21 protein-coding genes are annotated in these 19905 nt (G+C 34.6%); 3 read left to right on the top strand and 18 right to left on the bottom strand.

What is annotated here, in order from left to right:
• Nucleotides 1-13: 13 nt before the first annotated feature.
• The 8 genes from CHELV3228_RS01095 to CHELV3228_RS09985 all read right to left on the bottom strand — a co-directional run bounded on the left by CHELV3228_RS01095 (nucleotide 14) and on the right by CHELV3228_RS09985 (nucleotide 8033).
• Nucleotides 14-574 carry an FkbM family methyltransferase gene (locus tag CHELV3228_RS01095; protein WP_244289599.1) on the bottom strand — a complete coding sequence of 187 codons (561 nt, stop codon included), beginning with the start codon at nucleotides 572-574 and terminating at the stop codon, nucleotides 14-16.
• Complete coding sequence (locus CHELV3228_RS10440) at nucleotides 495-776, bottom strand: hypothetical protein (protein WP_244289598.1); 282 nt, start codon at nucleotides 774-776, stop codon at nucleotides 495-497. The genes CHELV3228_RS01095 and CHELV3228_RS10440 overlap by 80 nt, the downstream gene beginning before the upstream one ends.
• 95 nt (nucleotides 777-871) lie before the next feature.
• On the bottom strand, nucleotides 872-1810 hold the full coding sequence (locus CHELV3228_RS01090) for an NAD-dependent epimerase/dehydratase family protein (protein WP_082199146.1): 939 nt from the start codon (nucleotides 1808-1810) through the stop codon (nucleotides 872-874).
• Nucleotides 1811-1828: 18 nt separating this feature from the next.
• Nucleotides 1829-2866: a GDP-mannose 4,6-dehydratase gene (locus CHELV3228_RS01085; protein WP_082199145.1), complete on the bottom strand. Its 1038-nt coding sequence runs from the start codon at nucleotides 2864-2866 to the stop codon at nucleotides 1829-1831.
• Complete coding sequence (locus CHELV3228_RS01080) at nucleotides 2863-3918, bottom strand: GDP-L-fucose synthase family protein (RefSeq protein WP_082199144.1); 1056 nt, start codon at nucleotides 3916-3918, stop codon at nucleotides 2863-2865. Before CHELV3228_RS01080 ends, CHELV3228_RS01085 begins: the two co-directional genes overlap by 4 nt.
• Nucleotides 3919-4461, bottom strand: a complete 543-nt coding sequence (locus CHELV3228_RS01075; RefSeq protein ID WP_082199143.1) for a dTDP-4-dehydrorhamnose 3,5-epimerase family protein — start codon at nucleotides 4459-4461, stop codon at nucleotides 3919-3921.
• Nucleotides 4462-4676: 215 nt separating this feature from the next.
• Complete coding sequence (locus CHELV3228_RS01070) at nucleotides 4677-6488, bottom strand: hypothetical protein (protein ID WP_082199142.1); 1812 nt, start codon at nucleotides 6486-6488, stop codon at nucleotides 4677-4679.
• Between the two features lie 9 nt (nucleotides 6489-6497).
• The gene (locus tag CHELV3228_RS09985; RefSeq protein WP_139026910.1) at nucleotides 6498-8033 is read right to left on the bottom strand and encodes a hypothetical protein; all 1536 of its coding nucleotides are present in this window, start codon (nucleotides 8031-8033) and stop codon (nucleotides 6498-6500) included.
• Between the two features lie 120 nt (nucleotides 8034-8153).
• Here CHELV3228_RS09985 and CHELV3228_RS01060 point away from each other — a divergent pair, with 120 nt between their 5' ends.
• Nucleotides 8154-9638, top strand: a complete 1485-nt coding sequence (locus tag CHELV3228_RS01060) for a glycosyltransferase family 8 protein (RefSeq protein WP_082199141.1) — start codon at nucleotides 8154-8156, stop codon at nucleotides 9636-9638.
• 459 nt (nucleotides 9639-10097) lie between these two features.
• Here CHELV3228_RS01060 and glf read toward each other — a convergent pair whose 3' ends face one another.
• The 3 genes from glf to CHELV3228_RS01045 form a co-directional block, all read right to left on the bottom strand.
• Complete coding sequence (gene glf, locus CHELV3228_RS01055) at nucleotides 10098-11189, bottom strand: UDP-galactopyranose mutase (protein ID WP_082199140.1); 1092 nt, start codon at nucleotides 11187-11189, stop codon at nucleotides 10098-10100.
• A 75-nt stretch (nucleotides 11190-11264) separates the two neighbouring features.
• Nucleotides 11265-12578: a glycosyltransferase family A protein gene (locus CHELV3228_RS01050; protein ID WP_082199139.1), complete on the bottom strand. Its 1314-nt coding sequence runs from the start codon at nucleotides 12576-12578 to the stop codon at nucleotides 11265-11267.
• On the bottom strand, nucleotides 12575-13633 hold the full coding sequence (locus CHELV3228_RS01045) for a glycosyltransferase family 2 protein (protein WP_082199138.1): 1059 nt from the start codon (nucleotides 13631-13633) through the stop codon (nucleotides 12575-12577). Before CHELV3228_RS01045 ends, CHELV3228_RS01050 begins: the two co-directional genes overlap by 4 nt.
• Before the next feature lie 92 nt (nucleotides 13634-13725).
• On the opposite strand from CHELV3228_RS01045, the gene CHELV3228_RS01040 reads away from it, so the two are divergent.
• Nucleotides 13726-14310 carry an IMPACT family protein gene (locus CHELV3228_RS01040; RefSeq protein ID WP_082199137.1) on the top strand — a complete coding sequence of 195 codons (585 nt, stop codon included), beginning with the start codon at nucleotides 13726-13728 and terminating at the stop codon, nucleotides 14308-14310.
• A 3-nt stretch (nucleotides 14311-14313) separates the two neighbouring features.
• Here the strand turns inward: CHELV3228_RS01040 and CHELV3228_RS01035 are convergent, their stop codons facing one another.
• The 6 genes from CHELV3228_RS01035 to CHELV3228_RS01010 form a co-directional block, all read right to left on the bottom strand.
• Nucleotides 14314-14649, bottom strand: coding sequence for a hypothetical protein (locus CHELV3228_RS01035; RefSeq protein ID WP_115588743.1), 336 nt, complete (start codon nucleotides 14647-14649; stop codon nucleotides 14314-14316).
• Nucleotides 14639-16216, bottom strand: coding sequence for an ABC-F family ATP-binding cassette domain-containing protein (locus tag CHELV3228_RS01030; RefSeq protein ID WP_082199135.1), 1578 nt, complete (start codon nucleotides 16214-16216; stop codon nucleotides 14639-14641). The genes CHELV3228_RS01035 and CHELV3228_RS01030 overlap by 11 nt, the downstream gene beginning before the upstream one ends.
• 102 nt (nucleotides 16217-16318) lie before the next feature.
• Complete coding sequence (locus CHELV3228_RS01025; protein WP_082199134.1) at nucleotides 16319-16852, bottom strand: hypothetical protein; 534 nt, start codon at nucleotides 16850-16852, stop codon at nucleotides 16319-16321.
• Nucleotides 16849-17112: a hypothetical protein gene (locus CHELV3228_RS01020; RefSeq protein ID WP_082199133.1), complete on the bottom strand. Its 264-nt coding sequence runs from the start codon at nucleotides 17110-17112 to the stop codon at nucleotides 16849-16851. The genes CHELV3228_RS01025 and CHELV3228_RS01020 overlap by 4 nt, the downstream gene beginning before the upstream one ends.
• Nucleotides 17113-17122: 10 nt before the next feature.
• Entirely contained in the window at nucleotides 17123-17560 is a 438-nt protein-coding gene (locus CHELV3228_RS01015; protein ID WP_082199132.1) for a hypothetical protein, read from the bottom strand.
• Between the two features lie 23 nt (nucleotides 17561-17583).
• Nucleotides 17584-17877 (bottom strand): hypothetical protein, encoded by a 294-nt coding sequence (locus tag CHELV3228_RS01010; protein ID WP_082199131.1) that lies wholly within the window; start codon nucleotides 17875-17877, stop codon nucleotides 17584-17586.
• A gap of 167 nt (nucleotides 17878-18044) precedes the next feature.
• Between CHELV3228_RS01010 and CHELV3228_RS01005 the strand changes: the two genes are divergently transcribed.
• Complete coding sequence (locus CHELV3228_RS01005; RefSeq protein WP_082199130.1) at nucleotides 18045-18254, top strand: transcriptional regulator; 210 nt, start codon at nucleotides 18045-18047, stop codon at nucleotides 18252-18254.
• Here CHELV3228_RS01005 and CHELV3228_RS01000 read toward each other — a convergent pair.
• Nucleotides 18251-19903 carry a 4Fe-4S dicluster domain-containing protein gene (locus CHELV3228_RS01000; protein WP_082199129.1) on the bottom strand — a complete coding sequence of 551 codons (1653 nt, stop codon included), beginning with the start codon at nucleotides 19901-19903 and terminating at the stop codon, nucleotides 18251-18253. The two genes, CHELV3228_RS01005 and CHELV3228_RS01000, sit on opposite strands and share 4 nt — an antisense overlap.
• Nucleotides 19904-19905 lie beyond the last annotated feature (2 nt).

Here is a 19905-nt window from a genome sequence, read left to right as displayed (position 1 = left end):
TAACAAAAAAAGTCTAACACCAATCCAAAAAGATATTTTTTACCCCTCTTTTTTCAAGCTCTTTTTTTATGACTTTTAATTTTTCTACGCCGTCTTTAAACATATACTCGTGTGTTTCACAGACGATATAATCGATCTTTTCGTAAAGCTTCTTTTCTATCAAAATAGGCAAAATCTCAAATTCTGCCCCCTCCACATCAAGCTTTAAAAGATAAATTCTCTCTTTTTGCTCCAAAAATTCACACAAATTCACGCACTCCACCTCATAAGCTCCGTTTGTTTCACTATCTTGCACACTTGATACTATGCGGTTTCCTTGAGAAAGTATGCGGTTTTGAAAGGTTAAGAATTTGGTCTTGCCACTCTTATTTGACACGGCTTTTTGATGAATTTTTACAAAGGCATTGTTTTCAAATTTGCGTTTTAAGAAGAAATTTAAGTAAAGATTAGGTTCAAAGCACTCCACCGCCCCACCACAATGAAGAATTATATCGCTAATTAATCCCGCATGCGCCCCGCAATCTATGCAAAGCGGACTTTGACACGGGGGGGGGGGGGGGGGTAACCGAGCCACTAGAAAGGGCTAACATATTATAAAAAATATCGTAGTATTTTGGCGGCACCTTAGCATTAAAAAGCATTAAATTTAGCTTTCCAAGTCCCAAATTATCGCAATACGCCCCGCTTAAAAGCTCTAAATTTTTCTTTATACCCTGCAAGAGCTTAAAATCATTTTGCGCTTTTAAAGAGGCGATTTGCCCCTCTAAATCCTCCACCACCGCCCTATTTTGTTGATGATTTAAAAGCTGATGCTCATAGCCTTAAGGCTTTTTGATAAATTTGTAAGCGTTTCTAAATTCATAAGCGTCCTTTAAACATTTGCAAAGGCATTAACCTTCATCATAGCAAAGGCTCTTAAAAGCTCCTCAATGCCCTCTTCTAAGCTCACATCAGCACTCCAGCCAGTCGCTTCAAGCTTGGCATTAGAGACTAAGTAATCCCTCTTATCAGGGTCCTCGCCTATACTAGCACTGTGGATATAAAAATCTGGAACGAATTTTTTAATCGTTTCGGCAAGTTGTCTTTTTGTCAAATTTGCAGAGCTAAGTCCCATATTATAAGCCTCGCCCTTCATCTTTTCATAATTTTCTATACCGTGGATAAAGCCCTTAGCCACATCACGCACATGGATATAATTACGCCTAAAATGCTCCTCAAAAAGCACGATGAATTTATCCTTGTAAGCGCGGTAGGTAAAGTCATTGACAAGCAAATCAAGCCTCATTCTAGCACTCACGCCAAAAACGGTTGCGAGGCGGAAGGTTACGCAATTACCTTTTTCAAGCAAATAAAGCTCGGCTTCGACCTTGTCTTTGCCATATTCGCTAATGGGATTTAGTGGGGTGTTTTCATCACACATCGCATCTTTATCGCCTATGCCATAGCCACTATTTGTATTAGGATAGATGAAAATTTGCTCCTTGCTAGCAAAATCGCTTATCATCTTCACCGCTTCGAAATTTATCATTCTTGCAAGCTTTGCATTTTTCTTACATAAAGGCGCTCCTACAAAAGCGGCTAGGGGTATGATGATATCGGCTTTTGCTACTTCTTGCTTGATTAAATTTGCATCTAGGGCGTCTCCGTTGATGAAGCGAAAATTTTTATAGCTTGCTAGGGGGAGTAGGGAGACTTGATTGTAAAATAAATTATCCACCACCACGACCTCATAGCCCTTATTTAGTAAAATAGGGCTTAAAACAGAGCCTATGTATCCAGCTCCTCCTGTAATTAAAACTTTTTTTGGCATTTCATTCCTTTCATCGCCTTAGCGATTGAGAGGAATTCTGCCCTTTTTAATCTCGGCTCTCCAGTGCTCAAGCAAATCTTTTAGCATTTGCTTAACCGGAATTTCCGCTTTCCAATCGATAAAGCTTTTTATTTTAGTATTATCAAACATTTGATAGTCCGCATCAATAGGACGCAGTCTATCCTTATCTTCTAATATGCGTATTGCACCCCCCCCCCCCTCGAAGTTTGAGAATTCAAGTAAAATTTCAATAATTTCTGGGAGTTTAAAAGCTTCTTCTCCAGCGATATTAAAGCACTCTCCGCAAGGCACATTTCCCTTAGCGCTCTCAAGTGAAAGTAGATAATAAGCCCTCACCGCGTCACGGGCATCTTGAAAAGTGCGTGTGCTTTCTAAATTCCCCACTCTAATTTCAGGCTCTTGCAACCCCGCCTCGATTAAGGCAATTTGCTTTGCCACCGTGCTTTCAAAAAATACATCGCTTCTTCTTGGACCGCTATGTGTGCCCATACGCGTGATGAAAGTGCGTATATTATAAGCCTCGCCGTAAAAACGCCCTAAATAATCCGTGCCGATTTTAGAGATGGAGTAAGGACTAGCTCCGTGAAAAGGCGTGTTTTCATCAAGCCTCACGCCCTTTTTTGCCCGCCCATAAACCTCACTAGAGCTACACACATGCACCACAGGATTATAGCCGTCCTTTTGCTTTAAAGCGCGGATATTTTCTAAGATATTTGCCGTGCCTAGGATATTTGTTTGTAAAGTCTCTAGAGGAATCTCAAAAGAGGTTTTTGGAAAAGACTGCGCCGCTAGGTGAAAAATCACATCAGGGCGGTGCGTTTCAAAAAGCTTTTGAAGACTTGAGTAATCATTTAAATCCGCGTAAAAAATTTCTATCCTATCCTTTTTATTTATCCGCTCACTTAGATGATAAATATTATCCATAGGCTCTTGCCAACGCATTAAAGCCAAAATTTCATAGTCTGTATTTTCAAGTAAAAAATCTGCCATTTGCGAGCCGACCTGCCCCGTAAAGCCAGTGATTAACGCTTTCATAGTTTTCCTTTTTTGCTTTGTAAATACCACCCATACATCATCTTAATACCATCTTCAAGCTCAATTTTATGTCTCCAGCCTAGAGCGTGGATTTTGGAGCAGTCAAGAAGTCTATTCATAGAGCTATCGGGCTTAGCGGTGTCAAATTTAAGCACGCCTTCATAAGCTACGATTTTTTTAATCATCTCAGCTAAATCCCTAATGGAAAGATCCTTATTTGTGCCTACATTAATATGTGTGTTTTTAATCTCTTTGTTATTTTGAGCGTGTAAATCCTTAAAATCAACATTTTGCATAAGATAAATGCAAGCATCAGCTAGGTCCTGGCTATGGATAAATTCGCGCCTTGGTTTGCCGCTACCCCAAAGCTCTACACTTTTCTCATCAATGCCTTGATTTTTCAAAAAGCGCTTAGCTTCGTTTATGTCACTAAGTCCTAAATCTAGCATTAGCTCTTCGTGTTTTGACTCATACAAAAGCTTGGCAAGGTGCATTTTTCTAAGCATAGCTGGCAAAACCTTAGCCGTCTTAAAGTCAAAATCCTTGGTCTCACCGTATAAATTCGTCAAAGCCACACTGATGAAATTTGTGCCGTATTGCAGATTATACGCTTCAGCCATTTTAAGTCCTGCGATTTTAGAAATGGCATAAGGCTCGGCTACATAGTCTAGCTCATCGCTTAGTAAGCTTTCTTCTTTGATGGGATTGATAGCCTTTTGAGGATACATCCAAGAACTTCCAAAAAAAATGAGTTTTTTTACCTTGTTTAAATAGGCATTATGAAAAACATTATTTTGCATTACCAAATTTTCATACAAAATATCAGCCTGAGCCTTTACGCCCAAATGCCCTAGCTTTGCCGCCGCAAAAAAAACATACTCGGGTCTTTCTTTTGCAAAAAATTCCGCCACCTTGTTTTGCTCAAGCAAATCAAGCTCTAAGCGACTTTTTGTGATGATGTGCGTAAAGCCTAGCTCTTTTAGTCTTTTTAAAATCGCACTTCCTGCAGTGCCATTATGCCCTGCTATGTAAATTTTAGAATTTTTTTGCATTTATTTTCCCTTTGTAGCCAACGTATCCCGCTCTGAAAGTATAGGCGTGTCTATACCCCACTCCACGCCTATGCGCTCATCATTCCACGCGTAGGTAAATTGCGCATCCGCATCCATATATGCACCCTCGTAAGCACATTTGTAGTAATACACCGCCTCCTCGCTTCTCACCAAATGAGCATTACCAAAGCCCTTTGGCACGAGGACTATGAGCTGATTTTGGGGACTAATGACAAATTTTTCGTGCTTGAGATAGGTGAGACTTGATGGATTGCAATCGACAACCACCTGCAAAACCTCGCCATAAAGACAAGTGGCTAGCTTGTAAGTTTTGCTATCTCCATGTATGCCACGGATGACATCCTTTTTTGAAGTGATGAATTTATCGTGCTTGAAACAAAGCCCTTCTGGCAAAAGTCCATCAATGTTCTCACTAGTAAAAGCCGTCCAAATCTCGCCTCTTAAATCTTTAAATTTATTCGGCGTGATAAGAAAAACCCCTTTCAAAATTTTCGATTCTTGAATATCAAACTTTATAGACACAGCTATATTCCTTTCCAAAAGAAATCAAAACCAACTCTTATTATAACAATATACAGCAATAATTTGTTAAACATAACCCAAAACTCTCTAAAATATTATAGTGGTTCGATAGCAAGGAAATCTAGTATTACAAAAAACAACAAGCAAAAAGACACAAAATTTCCCTGTTGCAAAGTTTTTTAATTTTTACTTTAATTTGCAAGCGTAAAAATATATCACTTACCCATCTTCTTTTTGTAAAGAACAAGCAATTTATAAGGTAACAATAATAAATAGCCTTTATGCCAATTCTTAAAACTTTCTATAATTAATTTCCCCAGCTGATAAGAAAAATAATTCTTAACATTGCAACCCTCCATATAATCCTCAAGTTTTTCTATTTCAAACGAAAATGATCTAAAATATGCCTTTTCACTCTTTGCTTCTGCAAGAAAATATTTTATAATAATCGGCAATTCAATAAAATCTTTTAAACTTTTACACTCCAACAAAACTCGACCCAACTTATAACTTAAGTGATTTTTTACAATTAACACAGCACTATTTGATATGGCATCTTTTTTTCGATGATTAGAGAAAAAGTATTCTACATCAATATTCAAATCACTGGAATATTTTTGATAATTTCTAGACATTTTATATGCTTTCACAAATTCCCCATAATGGTAATTCAACCATATACCAACATAATTTATCATAGGATACATACCTATAAAATTGAAAGAAGTAAAATTATCCTCCTGTTCCTTATATATCCTCATAGACTTAGAAATCATAAAAGTTTGAAGCAAAGCATTTAATCTATTATTAAATTTCAATTCTCTCAAAAAAGTTTCTACACTCTCCAAATTGTTAAGCAAAAAACAGCAATGTATATAATGGATAAACCAAGCCTCATTATCCTTGTCTAATTCCATAGCTTTTTTAATATAATCTAAAGATAAGTTAATAGATAAATCTAATACTCTAGAAAGCTTATATAGTTGATAATACATAGTAGAGTTATATAAATTGTCCAATTGCAATAAATTAATATTATCTTTAATGATTTGATATTGTTGATGTGGGGAAAATATTTCATGGTAGGAAATAGTATTCTCTCTACCTGCAATCATCATTGCACATTGAGAAAATGCTGATTTTTGAGCTTGGATTCCTGGAGTATAAATCTTTAATGCATAAGACATTAAAACCATTTCAAAAAATGTTCTTTCAAAAATGTTAAAAGATTGATCTACAATTTCATCAACGGTAAAAATTTTATTCTTGGGTAAAATATTATTTTCAACAACATAATTTAACAACTTTAAATTTGATTTAATATCTTGTCCAAAAATAACAATTTTCATATTTGAAGCTGAATGTCTTTTGATAATTTCTAGTGCAATTTCGTATGGAAAAACCTTATCGCCTACAAAATCGTGCAATGACCATTTTTTATAAAGATCTCCATAAATAATATCAGCACCTCTAATATGCAATGCTATAAAATCCTCTTTAAATGTCTCAACAAGATGTTTTGTTTCCCTTATAATATTCTTCAAATTCTCATTAAAATCTAACTTGAAGAAAATTCTTCTTAAATCTGTTAAGCATTCTATTTTATTACATTGCAAAATCCATTGCGATGGTAAACCACCTTCTATTCCTGGTGCATACCACCCCCATTCATTTTCAAAAGGAGGCATTTTAATTTCTTCAAAAGTTCTAACTTTAGAATGCAATTTAAAGCCATGATTTCCCTTAATATCAAAATCATGTAAACTGTATTGCTTGATAAAATTAGAACTAAAAATATTTTCTTTTTTGTCCAAATTTATCCCAATAAATTTTTCATTCACACCAAAAATACTTCTATCCTGCGATTCGCTTTCGTCATCCCATATAAAACCAAAGTTGAAATCCAATTTTTCCGAAAGATATATACCCATAAGCATACAACATAATCTCATTCCAAACCCATCTGGTTTTGCAGATACAATATAGGGTTTTTGTTCAGATTGTAGTAAAAATTTTTTCTTTTCCATACATTACACCTATTTTTGAAATTCGCCTTTTAATTTACGGATATCAAAGTAAAGCTTAATCCCCCCCCCCATATACCATGTTTTACTGGCTTTTATCAAGGCTAATCCAAGTTTATAAGTAAAACATTCCTTTTCTTTTAAAGCTTCATCATAGTCGGGATAAGTTTCCAGTGGGGGCAAGGTTAATTTCTCTTTTCTTTGTGTCTTTTTTTGTTTTTGCTTGTGTAAAAAAAATACACTTAACAAAACACATGGCAAAAACAAATAGCCAAAAAAAGATTTAGAACTCAATATCATTGCTTGACCTAATTTATATGGAAGTTGCTCTTGAATCCTCTGTTTAGCTGTTGAAAATTTTTTAACAAAATCAAGTTGCGATAAGATTTGCAACTCTTCATTTTTTTGCAGTCTTAACACAACATCTTGTGTATATTCTTCCAAAACTTCCTTAATGAAAACAATATCTGGAAATAAGTGCGAAAAACTATACTCCCGCTTAATCGTTGTCTCTTTAACCTCATTTATATTTATTTGCATTTTCCCTTCATCTTTAAATAACATTATATTAACAATATCAAAATAGTCGACTGCATTAGTAGCCAAATTAGACAAAGAAATTGTCGTATGCTTATCTATTAGCATATTGTTATCATAAACAGCAAGAAAAGAATTGTAATGAGGAGAGGTGACATTAACAAATTTTCCAAGTTCATTTTGTATTACCACACTTGAATTTGTAGCTTCATGTTGAGACCAAGTCTTTAGTTTTTTTCCATGAGTCCAAGCATGAATAGCTATTACATTATAGCCCTCATAACAAATAGGGAAAGTATATTTGTCTCCCTTTAAAATTCTATAACACTTGTCGTTATGAAAAAAATCAGATACCGAAAATTCTTTTGTATCGCCTCCAATTTTAAGATCGTTTGCAGGAGAACAAACTTTAAAATCTAAATTTATAGATGAAGGAATAGAATATTTAAATAGGGAAAAATTTTCATTTGCAATATTTTTGCCAAATTCACACATAATTCGTTGTAACTGATGTGCTTTATGATGTCTGCTATCTGGAATCATATTCATAAAAAAATGCATAACACCATTTTTCAAATATAAGGCTTGGACATCAACACAATTAAATCCATATTGATTACAACACATTCTATGGGCATTATTAATGAGTTCTGAAGTGTTGAGCCACTCGTCTTTCTCTACCAGTGGTAACAACAAAACTAAAAATTTTTTATTTAATTTAGATAATTCATTGTAAGCAAAAAAAATATTTCTAATTACCAAATTAACATCGTTGTCTTTATCCGTGCCATGTATTACATCTATAATGTTACTTTCTAAGACAATTAAATCTGCTTGTTTAATTTCATTTTGGTATTTTCCCCTCAAAACACAATACAAAGAAAACAATGCAGATGAACCACCTAGTGCCAAATTTGTCAGCTCAATGCCATCTTGTCGCAATCCGGCCCTTAATCCATTAAACAACATAGAATTACTTGCACCAATTAACACAATTTTCTTTAAAGTCAAATCTCAAGCCCACCTTAATATTATTTATTATTGTAATATATTGTATAATATATTGTATAATTGTATAATTGTATAATATATTGTAACATATTGTAATAATTTTTAGCTTAGAGGAAGATAATGTTTCAAATTGTTTTTGGCTGTAATGAAGCTTATGTTAAATATTTATCCGTTTTGATTACAAGCATAATGAAAAATGTTGATAGTCGGAAAAGCATTTACGACATCTATAAAAAGACCAATATATCACCAAAAATTGATATTAATACCTTTGATATAAATGGGCAGGAAGGCTTTGTGTTTCATATTTTAATTAATTCAATACAAGAAGAAACTTCTATGAAACTCAAACAAATGATTGGGCAATTGAGCAAAGAATGCAATTATCCTGCTGAAATTAAGTTACACATTATGAATGATAAATTATTTGAAAACATGGAAGTTCCTATTTGGGTAGAACATTATGCCACTTATTTTAGACTATATTTGGGAAGTATTTTGCCTGAAAGTTGTGAAAAATGCTTATACTTAGATGTGGATATGCTTGTCTTTTCCGATTTAAGAGAACTATTTTGCTTAGATTTACAAGATTATCTTGTAGCAGCCTCAAAAGATGTACAGCAATGGCAGGGAACTTTATTTGTAGGAAAGTCGAAAGATAAAAACATAAGAAATTTAACGATTGAAAAGGGTCCTCTTTATTTTAACGCCGGCTTTATGTTAATTAACTTGAAACAATGGAGAGCGGAATCATTGGAAAAGAAAATGGTGAGCGTTGCAAATTCACACGTGTTTGAAGTTGGAGATCAAGATATTTTAAATTATGGTGTTAATAGAAAAGTACTAATGCTTCCTTGCAAATGGAATTTTATAGCCGGGCATTTTGTTTTGAACAGAAAAGGTATTTTTAATGATTTTAAGGGGGAAGGGAATTGTCCATACTGGGATTACACAAGAAAGGAGATGGAAGAAAATCTGAAAGATTTGCGCATTTTACATTATACCCATTATGTGGTAAAACCTTGGAAAAGTTACTATGAAGAACTTGATATGAATTACCGTCCTTTACATTATGATTATTACGATGAGTGGTGGAAAGTTGCTTTCAATGTCCCAATCTTTAATAAAGAGTTGATTGAATTAAAAAATGAGTTGGATAATAAAAGTCTCGGAGATTATTCTAAAACACTGGCTTATGTGTTAAATTATAAAATGGCAAATTTAGCCTCAATTAGAATTCAAAATCATTTGGCTTATAAAATTGGGAACCTGATCTTAAACACTAGAAAAATCCATCAAATAGTAAAATTTCCCTTTTTGTTTATATTAATAATATTTCGTCATTCAGTTAATAGTGGAATCTCAAAAATACTGTTTAATGCCGCCCCACATTTAAAACCCTTACCACTTGTCTGCTGTATGGATTATACTGAATCCCTAAAATTTAAAGAGCATTTATCATATAGATACGGTAAGACCGTACTCCAATGTTTTAAATATTGGTATAAGGGCAAAATATTCATTATTCCCTACCTTTTAATAAAAGAATACAAAGAATTTAAGAAAAAAAAGAGTATAGAAATAGAAAACAAAAAAATTAAATGAGAACCCTATAAACAAAACTGTGTAAACTCTAATTTTATATTTTGAGTACTTGACGATAAAATTAAAATTAATATAAGTTTGGTTTATAACGTTCTAAAATATTATGAGATTTATTTTTGCTTGTTTTAAGCACTAGAGTCTTTAATTTTAGATGATAAAAATAATTACAGAAATATTTTATATTTACTTTTTGCAAAAAACCAATCAGGATACATATTCACTCCAACTTTTTAACACGATAGTTTTCAAAAATACATCTTTTCTACACTTAAAAATTAATAACAAACCCATTTATATATTTATATCATTGTTTAAATCACATAATAAAACCATTCTCAAATATTTTATAGATACCTATATTTCATATATGAAATAAAAAAAGTTTTTTTGACAATTATGAATGTTATAAAATGTAGTGTTTTTTCTAAATAACAGAAACTTTTACACTCATTTTAATCCTTATAATTCACTTTCACAAAATTTCAAAGCGGATTTTACCACATCCTGCATATCATAGTAACGATATTCCCCAAGCCTCCCGCAAAAATGCACATTTTTCTCCGCTTTTGCTAAACCCAAATAACTTTCATACAACGCGCTATTTTTCGCATCATTGATAGGGTAGTAAGGCTCTATATCCTTACTCCAGCTCAAAGGATACTCCCTGCTTATCAGCGTTTTTTCTTGTGTGCCAAATTCAAAATGCTTATGCTCGATGATTCTAGTATATGGCGTCTTGAAATCTGTATAATTTACAACAGCCACGCCCTGATAATTAGGCATATCTAAAAGCTCGTGTTCAAATTTCAAACTCCTATACTCCAAAGCCCCAAGCTTATAGCCAAAATAAGAATCAATCGTTCCTGTGAAAATAATCTTTTTAGCTTTTTTGCTAAATTCTTCTCTACGCTCTATAAAATCGACATTTAACAAAAGCTCACATCCACTTAAAAGCTTTTCAAAAATTTTCGTATATCCGCCTTTAGGTATGCCTTGATAAGGGTCGTTAAAATAGTTATTATCGTAAATAAAACGCACGGGAATTCGCCTAATAATCGACTTTGGCAAGTCTTTACAAGCCTTACCCCACTGCTTTTGCGTGTAGCCTTTAATAAATTTTTCATACACATCAACGCCCACTAAAGAAATGGCTTGCTCTTCCAAATTCTTAGGCTCACCCTTAATGCTTGCTTTTTGCTTTTCTATAATCTCTCTTGCTTCGCTTGGAGTGCTAATGCCCCATAATTTCGAAAAAGTGTTCATATTAAAAGGGAGATTATAAATTTCGCCCTTATAGTTCGCTATAGGAGAATTGATAAAATGATTAAATTCGCAAAACTGCTGCATATAGTCCCAGATTCGCCTTTCGTCTGTGCGGAAAATGTGCGCCCCATAATAATGCACATTAATCCCCTCTACCTCTTTAGTGTAGCAGTTCCCACCTGTATGCTCTCTTCTTTCAAGCACAAGGCATTTTTTACCTCTCTTACTCGCCTCATACGCAAAAATGCTCCCAAAAAGCCCCGCCCCAACTATCAAATAATCATACATTATTAAACCTTGTTTATATCATTAAAATTCACCAAAAATTCTACCCAAATTTTCTTTTTTTTTTTTTTTTTGAATCTAGAAAAAATTTTCAAAAAAACTTAGGATTTTACCAACTTTATATGAATAATGCTTTTTAATTTTTGAAATTTCTGCATTTTTCTTATCCGTGTCAAAATGTAAAAAGTTAAGTTTTGCTCTATTTTTCTCAAATTCACCCCACTCTTTTTCGCACTCTAAAACGGCGTTTTTAAGCTCTTTAAAAAGTCTTTTAAGTCCCGCAAAGCTCCTGTAATTTTGCAAGAAAACAAAACCAAGTTTATAAACTTTTTCGTGCCTAATGCACTCCGCCCCGCTTAAAATATAACGCTCAAATTCCTCTTTTAAGCTCTCAAGCTCCCCCCTTAAATTAAGCGGGTCCTTTTCTAAAAACAAACACGCCACCGCCCTATCCAAAAAAATAGGCAAAAAATACGCCCTAAATTCTCCCCCAAAACCCTCAAACTTACTCATATAAATCGCACTTAAAACCCAGCACGAAGCCCATTGTTGTGCTTTTAAAGCATTAAAATCCTCCCCCACACTAAGATAAAGCTCATAAAGATAAGAGTGGAGCGAAAGTGCCTTTTTGGTAGGGTTCATTGTAGAATTTGCACGAATTCTATAATGATAAAGCTTTTTTTCACACACATAAATTTTATTCGCCATTGAAAAAAGCAACACCCCAAAGCAATTGTCCTCATAAATTACCCCACTAACAAAACGAAGCCTTATTTTTTGCAAGAATTTAAAATTTATCATCCCCTGCCAAGTCATCCAAAACAAAGGCTTAGTTTTTGCCACACAAAGCCACTCTTTAGAATCTATAAAACCTTCCTTAAAGCCAAAAAGCTCTCTTTGACTTTTGGGCGTCTTTTTTAAAGGCATTTCACATAAAAAATCATAATCAAACCACAGCACATCCGCATCTTTAATGCACCTCACACACTCGCTTACGCAAGAGTTTTCAAGCACATCATCACTATCGACAAAGAGCAAATAATCCGTGTTTTGAAACTCAAATCCCACATTCTGCCACACCCACACTTCATCCGTGCGAAATTCGCACAAACCCTCTCTTTCGCCCTTAAAATCAAGCTTTAGCTTACCCTCTAAAAAATCAAGCCCCAAATTCCTAGCCGCTGCTTGACCGGCATTTTTTTGACTCAAAATACAAAATCGCTTGTCTTTTTTGGCAAATTCTTTGGCGATTTCTAAGCTCTTATCCGTGCTTTCATCATCGACTAATATAATTTGCAAATTTGCATAATCTTGCTCCACAAGGCTTTCCAAGCACTCTTTAAAATACTTTTCGACATTAAAAAATGGGACAATGATGGAGACATTTTTCATAGGAATTTCTTCTTCATTCTGGCAAAAAATTTCTTTAAAACAAACATAGGACTGGATAAATTTTTCGCAAAAGCGTGAGGATTACTAACTATCTTCTTAAGTTCATCAAGCTCTTTAGTGCTAAACACCCCCCCCCCTTCGCTTAAATTCCCAAGCCCACCCTCAAAATCCTTAGCAAAACGCAGCAAAAATTCCTCCCTATAACTTTTATCAATCCGCCTTAAATTCCACCAATAGCCTTTAAATTTCAAATACAAAAAAAGCTCACTAAAATAATCAAACCTTCCCCGCTTACTTAAAAAAGTCTTTATAAAGTCAAATTCATCACAAATAGCATAAATTTTTTCCTTGCTTTTTGTGGAGGCATTAGGATTATCCCGCCTATAATAGTAATAAGCTTTTTTATGGAAATAAATATTGCAAGCACTTATAATGGTAATAAACCAAAAGCCAAGATCCTGATAAGAAGCCCCGGCGGATTCATGAAATTTTAGCTCCGATTTTTGTAAAAAATCGGAGCTAAACAGCCCCGGCTGATTCATATTCCAAGAATTTTTTAAGATTTCTTGTTTAGTCAAAGCAGTGTTTTTACAAACAGCCCCGGCTGATTCAAAATGCAAATCCTTGTGATAAAATCCCTCATCGTAAGCTATATTCTTATACTCAAATTCTCTTTTTTCTTTATCATAAAAATTATAAATATCACTTTTTAAAATATCAACATTTTTATTTTTAGCTAAAGCGTAAAGCTCCTTATACATATCAAGGTCTATATAATCATCACTCTCCACTATCCCTATATACTCGCCACTTGCCGCCGCAATACCTAAATTCATTTGATAGCCATAGCTTTTTTTATCACTGATGATGAGCTTTATCCGCTCGTCCTTAGCTTGATATTTTTTGATAAGCTCAAGTGTGCCGTCCGTAGAATTTGCATCAACACAGATGATTTCTATCTCTTTTAAGCTTTGATTGATGACGCTTTTAATACATTCATCATAATAATTAATTGAATTTAAAGAGGGGATAATAACAGAAACTTTCACGCTCATTTTAATCCTTATAATTCACTTTCACAAAATTTCAAAGCGGATTTTACCACACTTTATAAACTTACGCTACAATACACGAAAAAGGCTTTGTTTTGCAAACGATATCTTCACTTTATACGGAGCGTTTTGAGGTGAAAAAATCTCTCTTCATCGCTCACCTTAGCCCCTTTAAAGACTTTAAAAAACACCTTGCAAATTTAAAGGATGCACACCCTAAAGCCGTGCATTTTGTCTGGGCGTATCGCTTTTTAAATGAAAATCATCAAATCGTAGAAGACAAAAGTGATGATGGTGAGCCAAAAAATACCTCCGCTCTTCCCTGTCTTAATGTGTTAAGGGGAAAAGAGCTTGTAAATGTGAGCGTGGTTGTGGTGCGGTATTTTGGAGGCATAAAGCTTGGTACAGGGGGGCTGGTAAGAGCGTATAGCGAAGCGGTAAATCTAGCGGTCAAAGAAGCGATTTTAGAGCCTTTTGAGCTAAAAGAGTGTGTGAAATTTAGCCTCGTTTTTAAACACAACTCTAAAATGGAGCATTTTTTAACGAAGCAAAACATAAGCTTTCAAAGAGAATTTCAAATCGATTTTGTCATTTTCACGCTGGAACTTAATGAAAAAGAAAAAGCAGAATTTGAAATCTTTTCAAAGATTTTTAATCCACAAGATTTCAAATTCTTATAATAATTAGTCCCCGTGCGTTGGCAAATGCTCAGGCTCGATTTCATTATTTTTAATAAATTCTTCTTTTGCTTTTTTGCATCTTTCATCGCGTAATTTTCTATATTCATTACGCCTTTGAATTTCCTTTTCGCTCAAAGGTCTATCCTCTAAAAACGAGATGTGAAAATAAGTGTCATCTTCTTTAGAATGCCTCTCGTAAAAATCCACATAGTCAAAATAGTCCTTGCCATTGTCAAATTCTACGACCTCTTCGACATAAATCGTCGGTCCAAAGCCTCTGTGATTTTGCGTTGAGTGTCCAAAACCTGCGCTGTATTGAATTCTAAACTTAGCCATTATTTTCTCCTAAAAATTCCTGATAAGACCCACGAAAATCCGTAAGCCTCCCATCTTCTAAATGCCAAATGCGATTCGCAAAAGCAGAGACTAATTCCCTATCGTGCGTTATGCAAAGCACCACCCCCTTGAAATTATACAAAGCCTCGCCAAGAGCGATAATGCTTTCTAAATCAAGATGATTATCAGGCTCGTCCAAAAGTAAAAAATTCGCCCCCTCAAGCATAAGACGCGAAAGCATTAATCTATGCTTTTCACCCCCGCTTAAGCTACTCGCACTTTTTTCTTGGTCCGTGCCACTAAAAAGCATTCTACCTAAACACTTGCGAATTAAGTCTAAATCCTTAAATTTTTCGCTCATCAGCCATTCGTAAAGTTTCAAATTTTCACAAATGACATTGCTCGTATCTTGCGGAAAATAGCCAAGCTCTATGGTCGCACCCAAATGCAAATTCCCGCTATCAGGTTTTAGCGCCCCTGCGATGATTTTTGAGAGGCTTGATTTACCCACACCATTTGCACCGATGAGGGCGATTTTATCACCCTTTTCTATTTTTAATTCCAAATTTGAAAACAAGCTTTTATCGTAAGCCTTGCTTATGCCTCTAAGCTCAAGCACTTCATTGCCGATTTCACGGCTAGGGCGAAATAAAATGCTAGGGTCGCGGCGGCTTGAAATTTTGATTTCTTCAAGTTCTAGCTTTTCCAAAGCCTTAGCCCTGCTTGTAGCTTGTTTAGCTTTAGAAGCGTTAGCGCTAAAGCGGCGTATGAAATTTTCAAGCTCTTCGCGTTCTTTTAGAGTTTTATCGCGTTTGAGTTCTGCTTGTTTAGCCAAAAGCGTAGAAGCCATATACCAATCATCATAATTGCCCGCAAAATCGCGAATTTGCTTAAAATCCACATCTAAAATGCGTGTGCAAATTTTATTTAAAAAATGCCTGTCGTGGCTAATGACTACAAGAGTCCCTTCGTGGCGTAAAAGCTCATTTTCCAGCCAAGAAATCGCCTCTAAATCAAGGTTGTTTGTCGGCTCATCTAAAAAAAGCACATCAGCCCCTAAAAATAGCACCTGAGCGAGCAAAACCTTAAATTTATCTGCACTTTGTAAAGAACTCATCAAAGCGTCAAAATCTTTAATCTTTAAAGAGCTTAAAATTTTCTCGCAACGCATTTCGCAGTCATAATTAGGGTCTTCTTCAGCCGTAATCATCTCAAGCTCACCCAAACGCTCATTGATTTCATCTGTAAATTCCTCGCTTTGATAAAGCTTTTCTTTTTCCTTTAAAGCATCATATAGCCTTTTATTCGCACACATTACCGCGTCTTTTATGGTGTAATTTTCAAAGGCAAATTGATCCTGTCCCAAAACCGCCACTCTTAAACCCTCATCAAAGCAGACCTCCCCACTACTTGCTTCAAGCTCTTTTGAGAGGATTTTTAAAAAGGTCGATTTACCCGCCCCGTTTGCTCCGATAAGACCGTATCGCTGTCCTCTCGTAAGCTTTAAATTAACATTTTCAAATAAAAGTTGATTTGCAAAACGCATTGTAAGATTTTTAACTTCAACCATAATTTTCCTTAGAATTTTTGAAGTATTGTAGCGAAAAAGTTTTGAAATTAATTAAGTATAAATTTCGATTGACAATGAAAGTGAAATTTCATTGTCAAAACACTAATGATCTAAAAGTTCTACAAAAACTTGTTTTTTATCATCACTAAACTGAGCACTATATGAAATTTGAGTTTCATATTCTCCTCCATCAAATATGATTCCTTTTAAAGCACCTCTTGCATAATTTTTCCTCATATTATCTGGCATTTGTGGATAGGTTAATTTCAAGTTAGCTCTACAAAAACTTGTTTTTTTATTGTTACCATCTTGAGTTGTAAAACCACTAAAAGAAGTATAAACCACCTCATTAGCATAATCTTTTAAATCAAACATAGGTTTCAAATGAGCTTTTAAAACTCCAAGCGTATCGGTAGATAATATAGCTTCAAAATCTCTTATATCCATACCGTTAGTGCTCAGTCTCAATGCTTTTAAAGATTGCTCACTTAGTCCATATTCAACATAAACCCACTCATCATCATCTAAAATGCTTTTTAATGTAAGTTGAACATCCTCATCGTCGCATTTTGGTTTAGCATCAAAACACCCTGCAAATAATAAAGCCATCATCAAACTCAACAAAATATTTTTCATTGTTTGTCCGTTATTATTTTAATAAATTTAATCACTTCACTATTATTAGCCCCATCTTGACCCAAAAGATTCCTTAACAAATCCAAATTAAGCTGCGGTGGAAATATAAGATAAGAATTTGTAGGAAAACCATTTGATTTTAAGCCAATTACAAATTTTTCATCTTTATTAGCATATGACTTTCCCGCAACAATCTTATAAGTATCCTTATCATAAAGTAAAGTAGGCTCTAATTCAAAAGGTGCGTATTTTTCATTCATCTTTTCTCCTTTATTTTAAATTGTCAAAAACAGCACTGATTTTTTCGTAATTTTTCTTACGCAGTTTTTTACCCACTAAAAACATATCGACAATCCACCAAATCCAATTGGCAACCGCCAATAATCCATACAATAAACCCACAAAATCATTCATTGATGATGCGTAAAAGATACCGATCGCCACATCTAAAACCGTAAGTCCCAAACGCACAAAACCCAAAACCATATCGCCTATCATAAAACGACCAACTCCAAAAGAACCTAATAAAAAAGTCCCTACCCAAAATACTAAAGCTGGACTTTTAAGATTAAGAACAGATAGTTGCGTGATAGCACTTTTTTGACCTTCTTCACTTAATTTTTCAAACTTATCTTTTAATACTACAGAAGCTACTCCATCTCTTGGCAATTTATCATTAATACTCATTAAAACCGTATTAAAATCCATAATTTCTCCTTTTAAATTAAATATCAATCCGCACAAGAATAAATAACTTGTTCATCGAAACTCAATTGCAAAATTTTTGTTTGCAATTTTTGAATTTTTGGGGCATTACCTAGCGTGACAGCCCTTGCATCAAGCAATTCTTTTTCGTCATCACTCAAACGATTTAAAATACTTTGTGCCATACAAATGCAAAACTCCCTATATTCTATCCCGCCAGCCTCTTGCTCACAATTATCTGCGTAAGACTTTAAAAATTCCTTACTTCCATTAGCAAAAATAGCACTCGTCAAAAATGCTAAAATTAAAAGAAACCGCATAAAAACTCCTTTCTTAAAAAAATGAAATGGAATTGTTCCACAATTTAGCTTATAAAATATTGAAATATTAAATATATTTTTAATAAAACATTGATTATTTCAAGTGTTTTTGATAAAGAATTTTTTATGTAAAATCAGCCCAAAGCATTTAAAATTTAAGGTAGCTTATGGCAAAAAAAAGCAAACGCGATATGGCATATCATCTGGGTGTTGATGTTAGCACTTTATATAATTGGAGAAAATACAAGCCAAACCTTTATCGTATCGTAATGCTAGGCTTTAAATTTGATGAATTAGTAGAAACACATAAGAAAAATTACGAAGAGCTTTTAACGGTAGAACAAAGCATAGAAGAGGAGCTTGAAAAATTCCGCTAAGTCCTCATCATAGCCCCTAACATCACCTTAGCCTTGCAGTCCGCACAGCAATATAGGCTTTTAAGCTTGGCTTCATCATTTGCGAATTTATCTCTCATCAAAGAGGCGATTTTTTCCACCGCTTTTTTAGTTGCAAATTCCTTCCCACACTCCACACAAGCAAAAAGCTCATCTTTAGCCAAAGTGCGAAAGTCAAAATAAGCTTTTTCAAGCCTTAGCCCACTTCGCTCAAGCTTTAAAGTATCTTTTTCCGCACAGCTTACCTCACAATACCCACAAGTCGTGCAAAGGCTAGGATTAAATTTCAAGGCATTTTCTTTAGTATCCGCTACCAAAGCACCAACATTACAAGCACCCACACAAGAAAGGCAAAGTGTGCAAGTCGTGGTATTTAGCTTTAAGTCCCCATAGCGAAGCCACTCGCCACTTTCGATTACGCCCAAATTCTCATCTTGTATCAAATGCTTCAAACGCACGGCGAAATTTTCCCTATTTGTAAGGGTGTGATTGTGAAAAGAAAAATTTAAATCCTCGATAAATTCGAGCGAATTTAAAGCAAGTTCAAGCTCTTTTTCATTTTGTGCGATAAAAACGGCTTTTTTGTTGAATTTCCTCTCAAAGACTGCATTTAAAAGCTTTATCGCCTCGTTTGAGCCACGCGAAACAAAGTCAGTGTAAAAAACAAGATTTGCCCCACTAGCTTGAAGTAAGCTTAAAAAATGCAAATTAGAAAGCCATTTTTCCCCCTCTATCATAAAAGGCAAAACGCCCTTAAAGCTTAAATTTAAATCCTCTAAAGGCATTTTTTTAGGGATAATGCAAAGCTTTTTCCTCGCCACAAATTCAAGCATTTTAAAAAAGCTTTCTCTATTCATCGGGGCATAATCAAGTGAGCCGCTAGGACACACGCTAACGCACCCCCCACAGCCAAGGCAATCAATTTGAGAAAATTCCAGCTGTCTTTCTTCTTCATCTTTTAAAATCGCCGTTGTAGGGCAGATTTCCGCACACTTAGCACAATGCTCACTGCGTCTTTTGTGGTATTGACACACGCTAGAATTATAAGTAATGAAAGTCTTAAAATTAAAATGTGGAATTTTACTTTTTAAAAAGCTCAAAAGCTCTTCTTCGTCCTTAAAATTTGCCAGATGATAACAGCCACTTTGCCTGACAAAGTCCTTTCTTTCCTCATTTTCATACAGCAAAATGTCAAATTCAAGCTCCACTTCCCCCTCTTCATTTTCAAGCACCGCACAAAGCTCCCCCGCACTGCCAAAAACGCTTAAAACCTCACTCTCCTCAAGCCCTATTACCTTAAAACCCGCCTCTTTTAAAAGCTTTTCTCTTTTTTCATCTTTCTTAGCGATGATTAAAATGCGATTTGAAATTTTCTTAGTATTTTCAAAGTCAAGCCCATTTTCATAGGCACTTAACCTCATCTCATAGAGCTTTAAAACGACCTTGCTTTTTTCCAAAACACTATCCTTAGAATTTCTAAGGTAAAAATTAATCTCAGGCGCGTAAATGATAGCCTTTTGTGCTTTATCGTTTGTGATTAAAACCTCTTCTTCTGTGGGCTTTTCTAAAATGATGATTGTATCGTCTAAGGGCTGGTTTAATTCGTTTTTGATGTAAGTGTAATTTAGCATTT

Origin of the sequence: Campylobacter helveticus (genome assembly GCF_002080395.1) — a bacterium.
GTDB classification, from domain to species: domain Bacteria; phylum Campylobacterota; class Campylobacteria; order Campylobacterales; family Campylobacteraceae; genus Campylobacter_D; species Campylobacter_D helveticus.
Note: the sequence above shows the minus strand (reverse complement) of the source record. Positions and strands in the feature narration are given on the sequence as shown.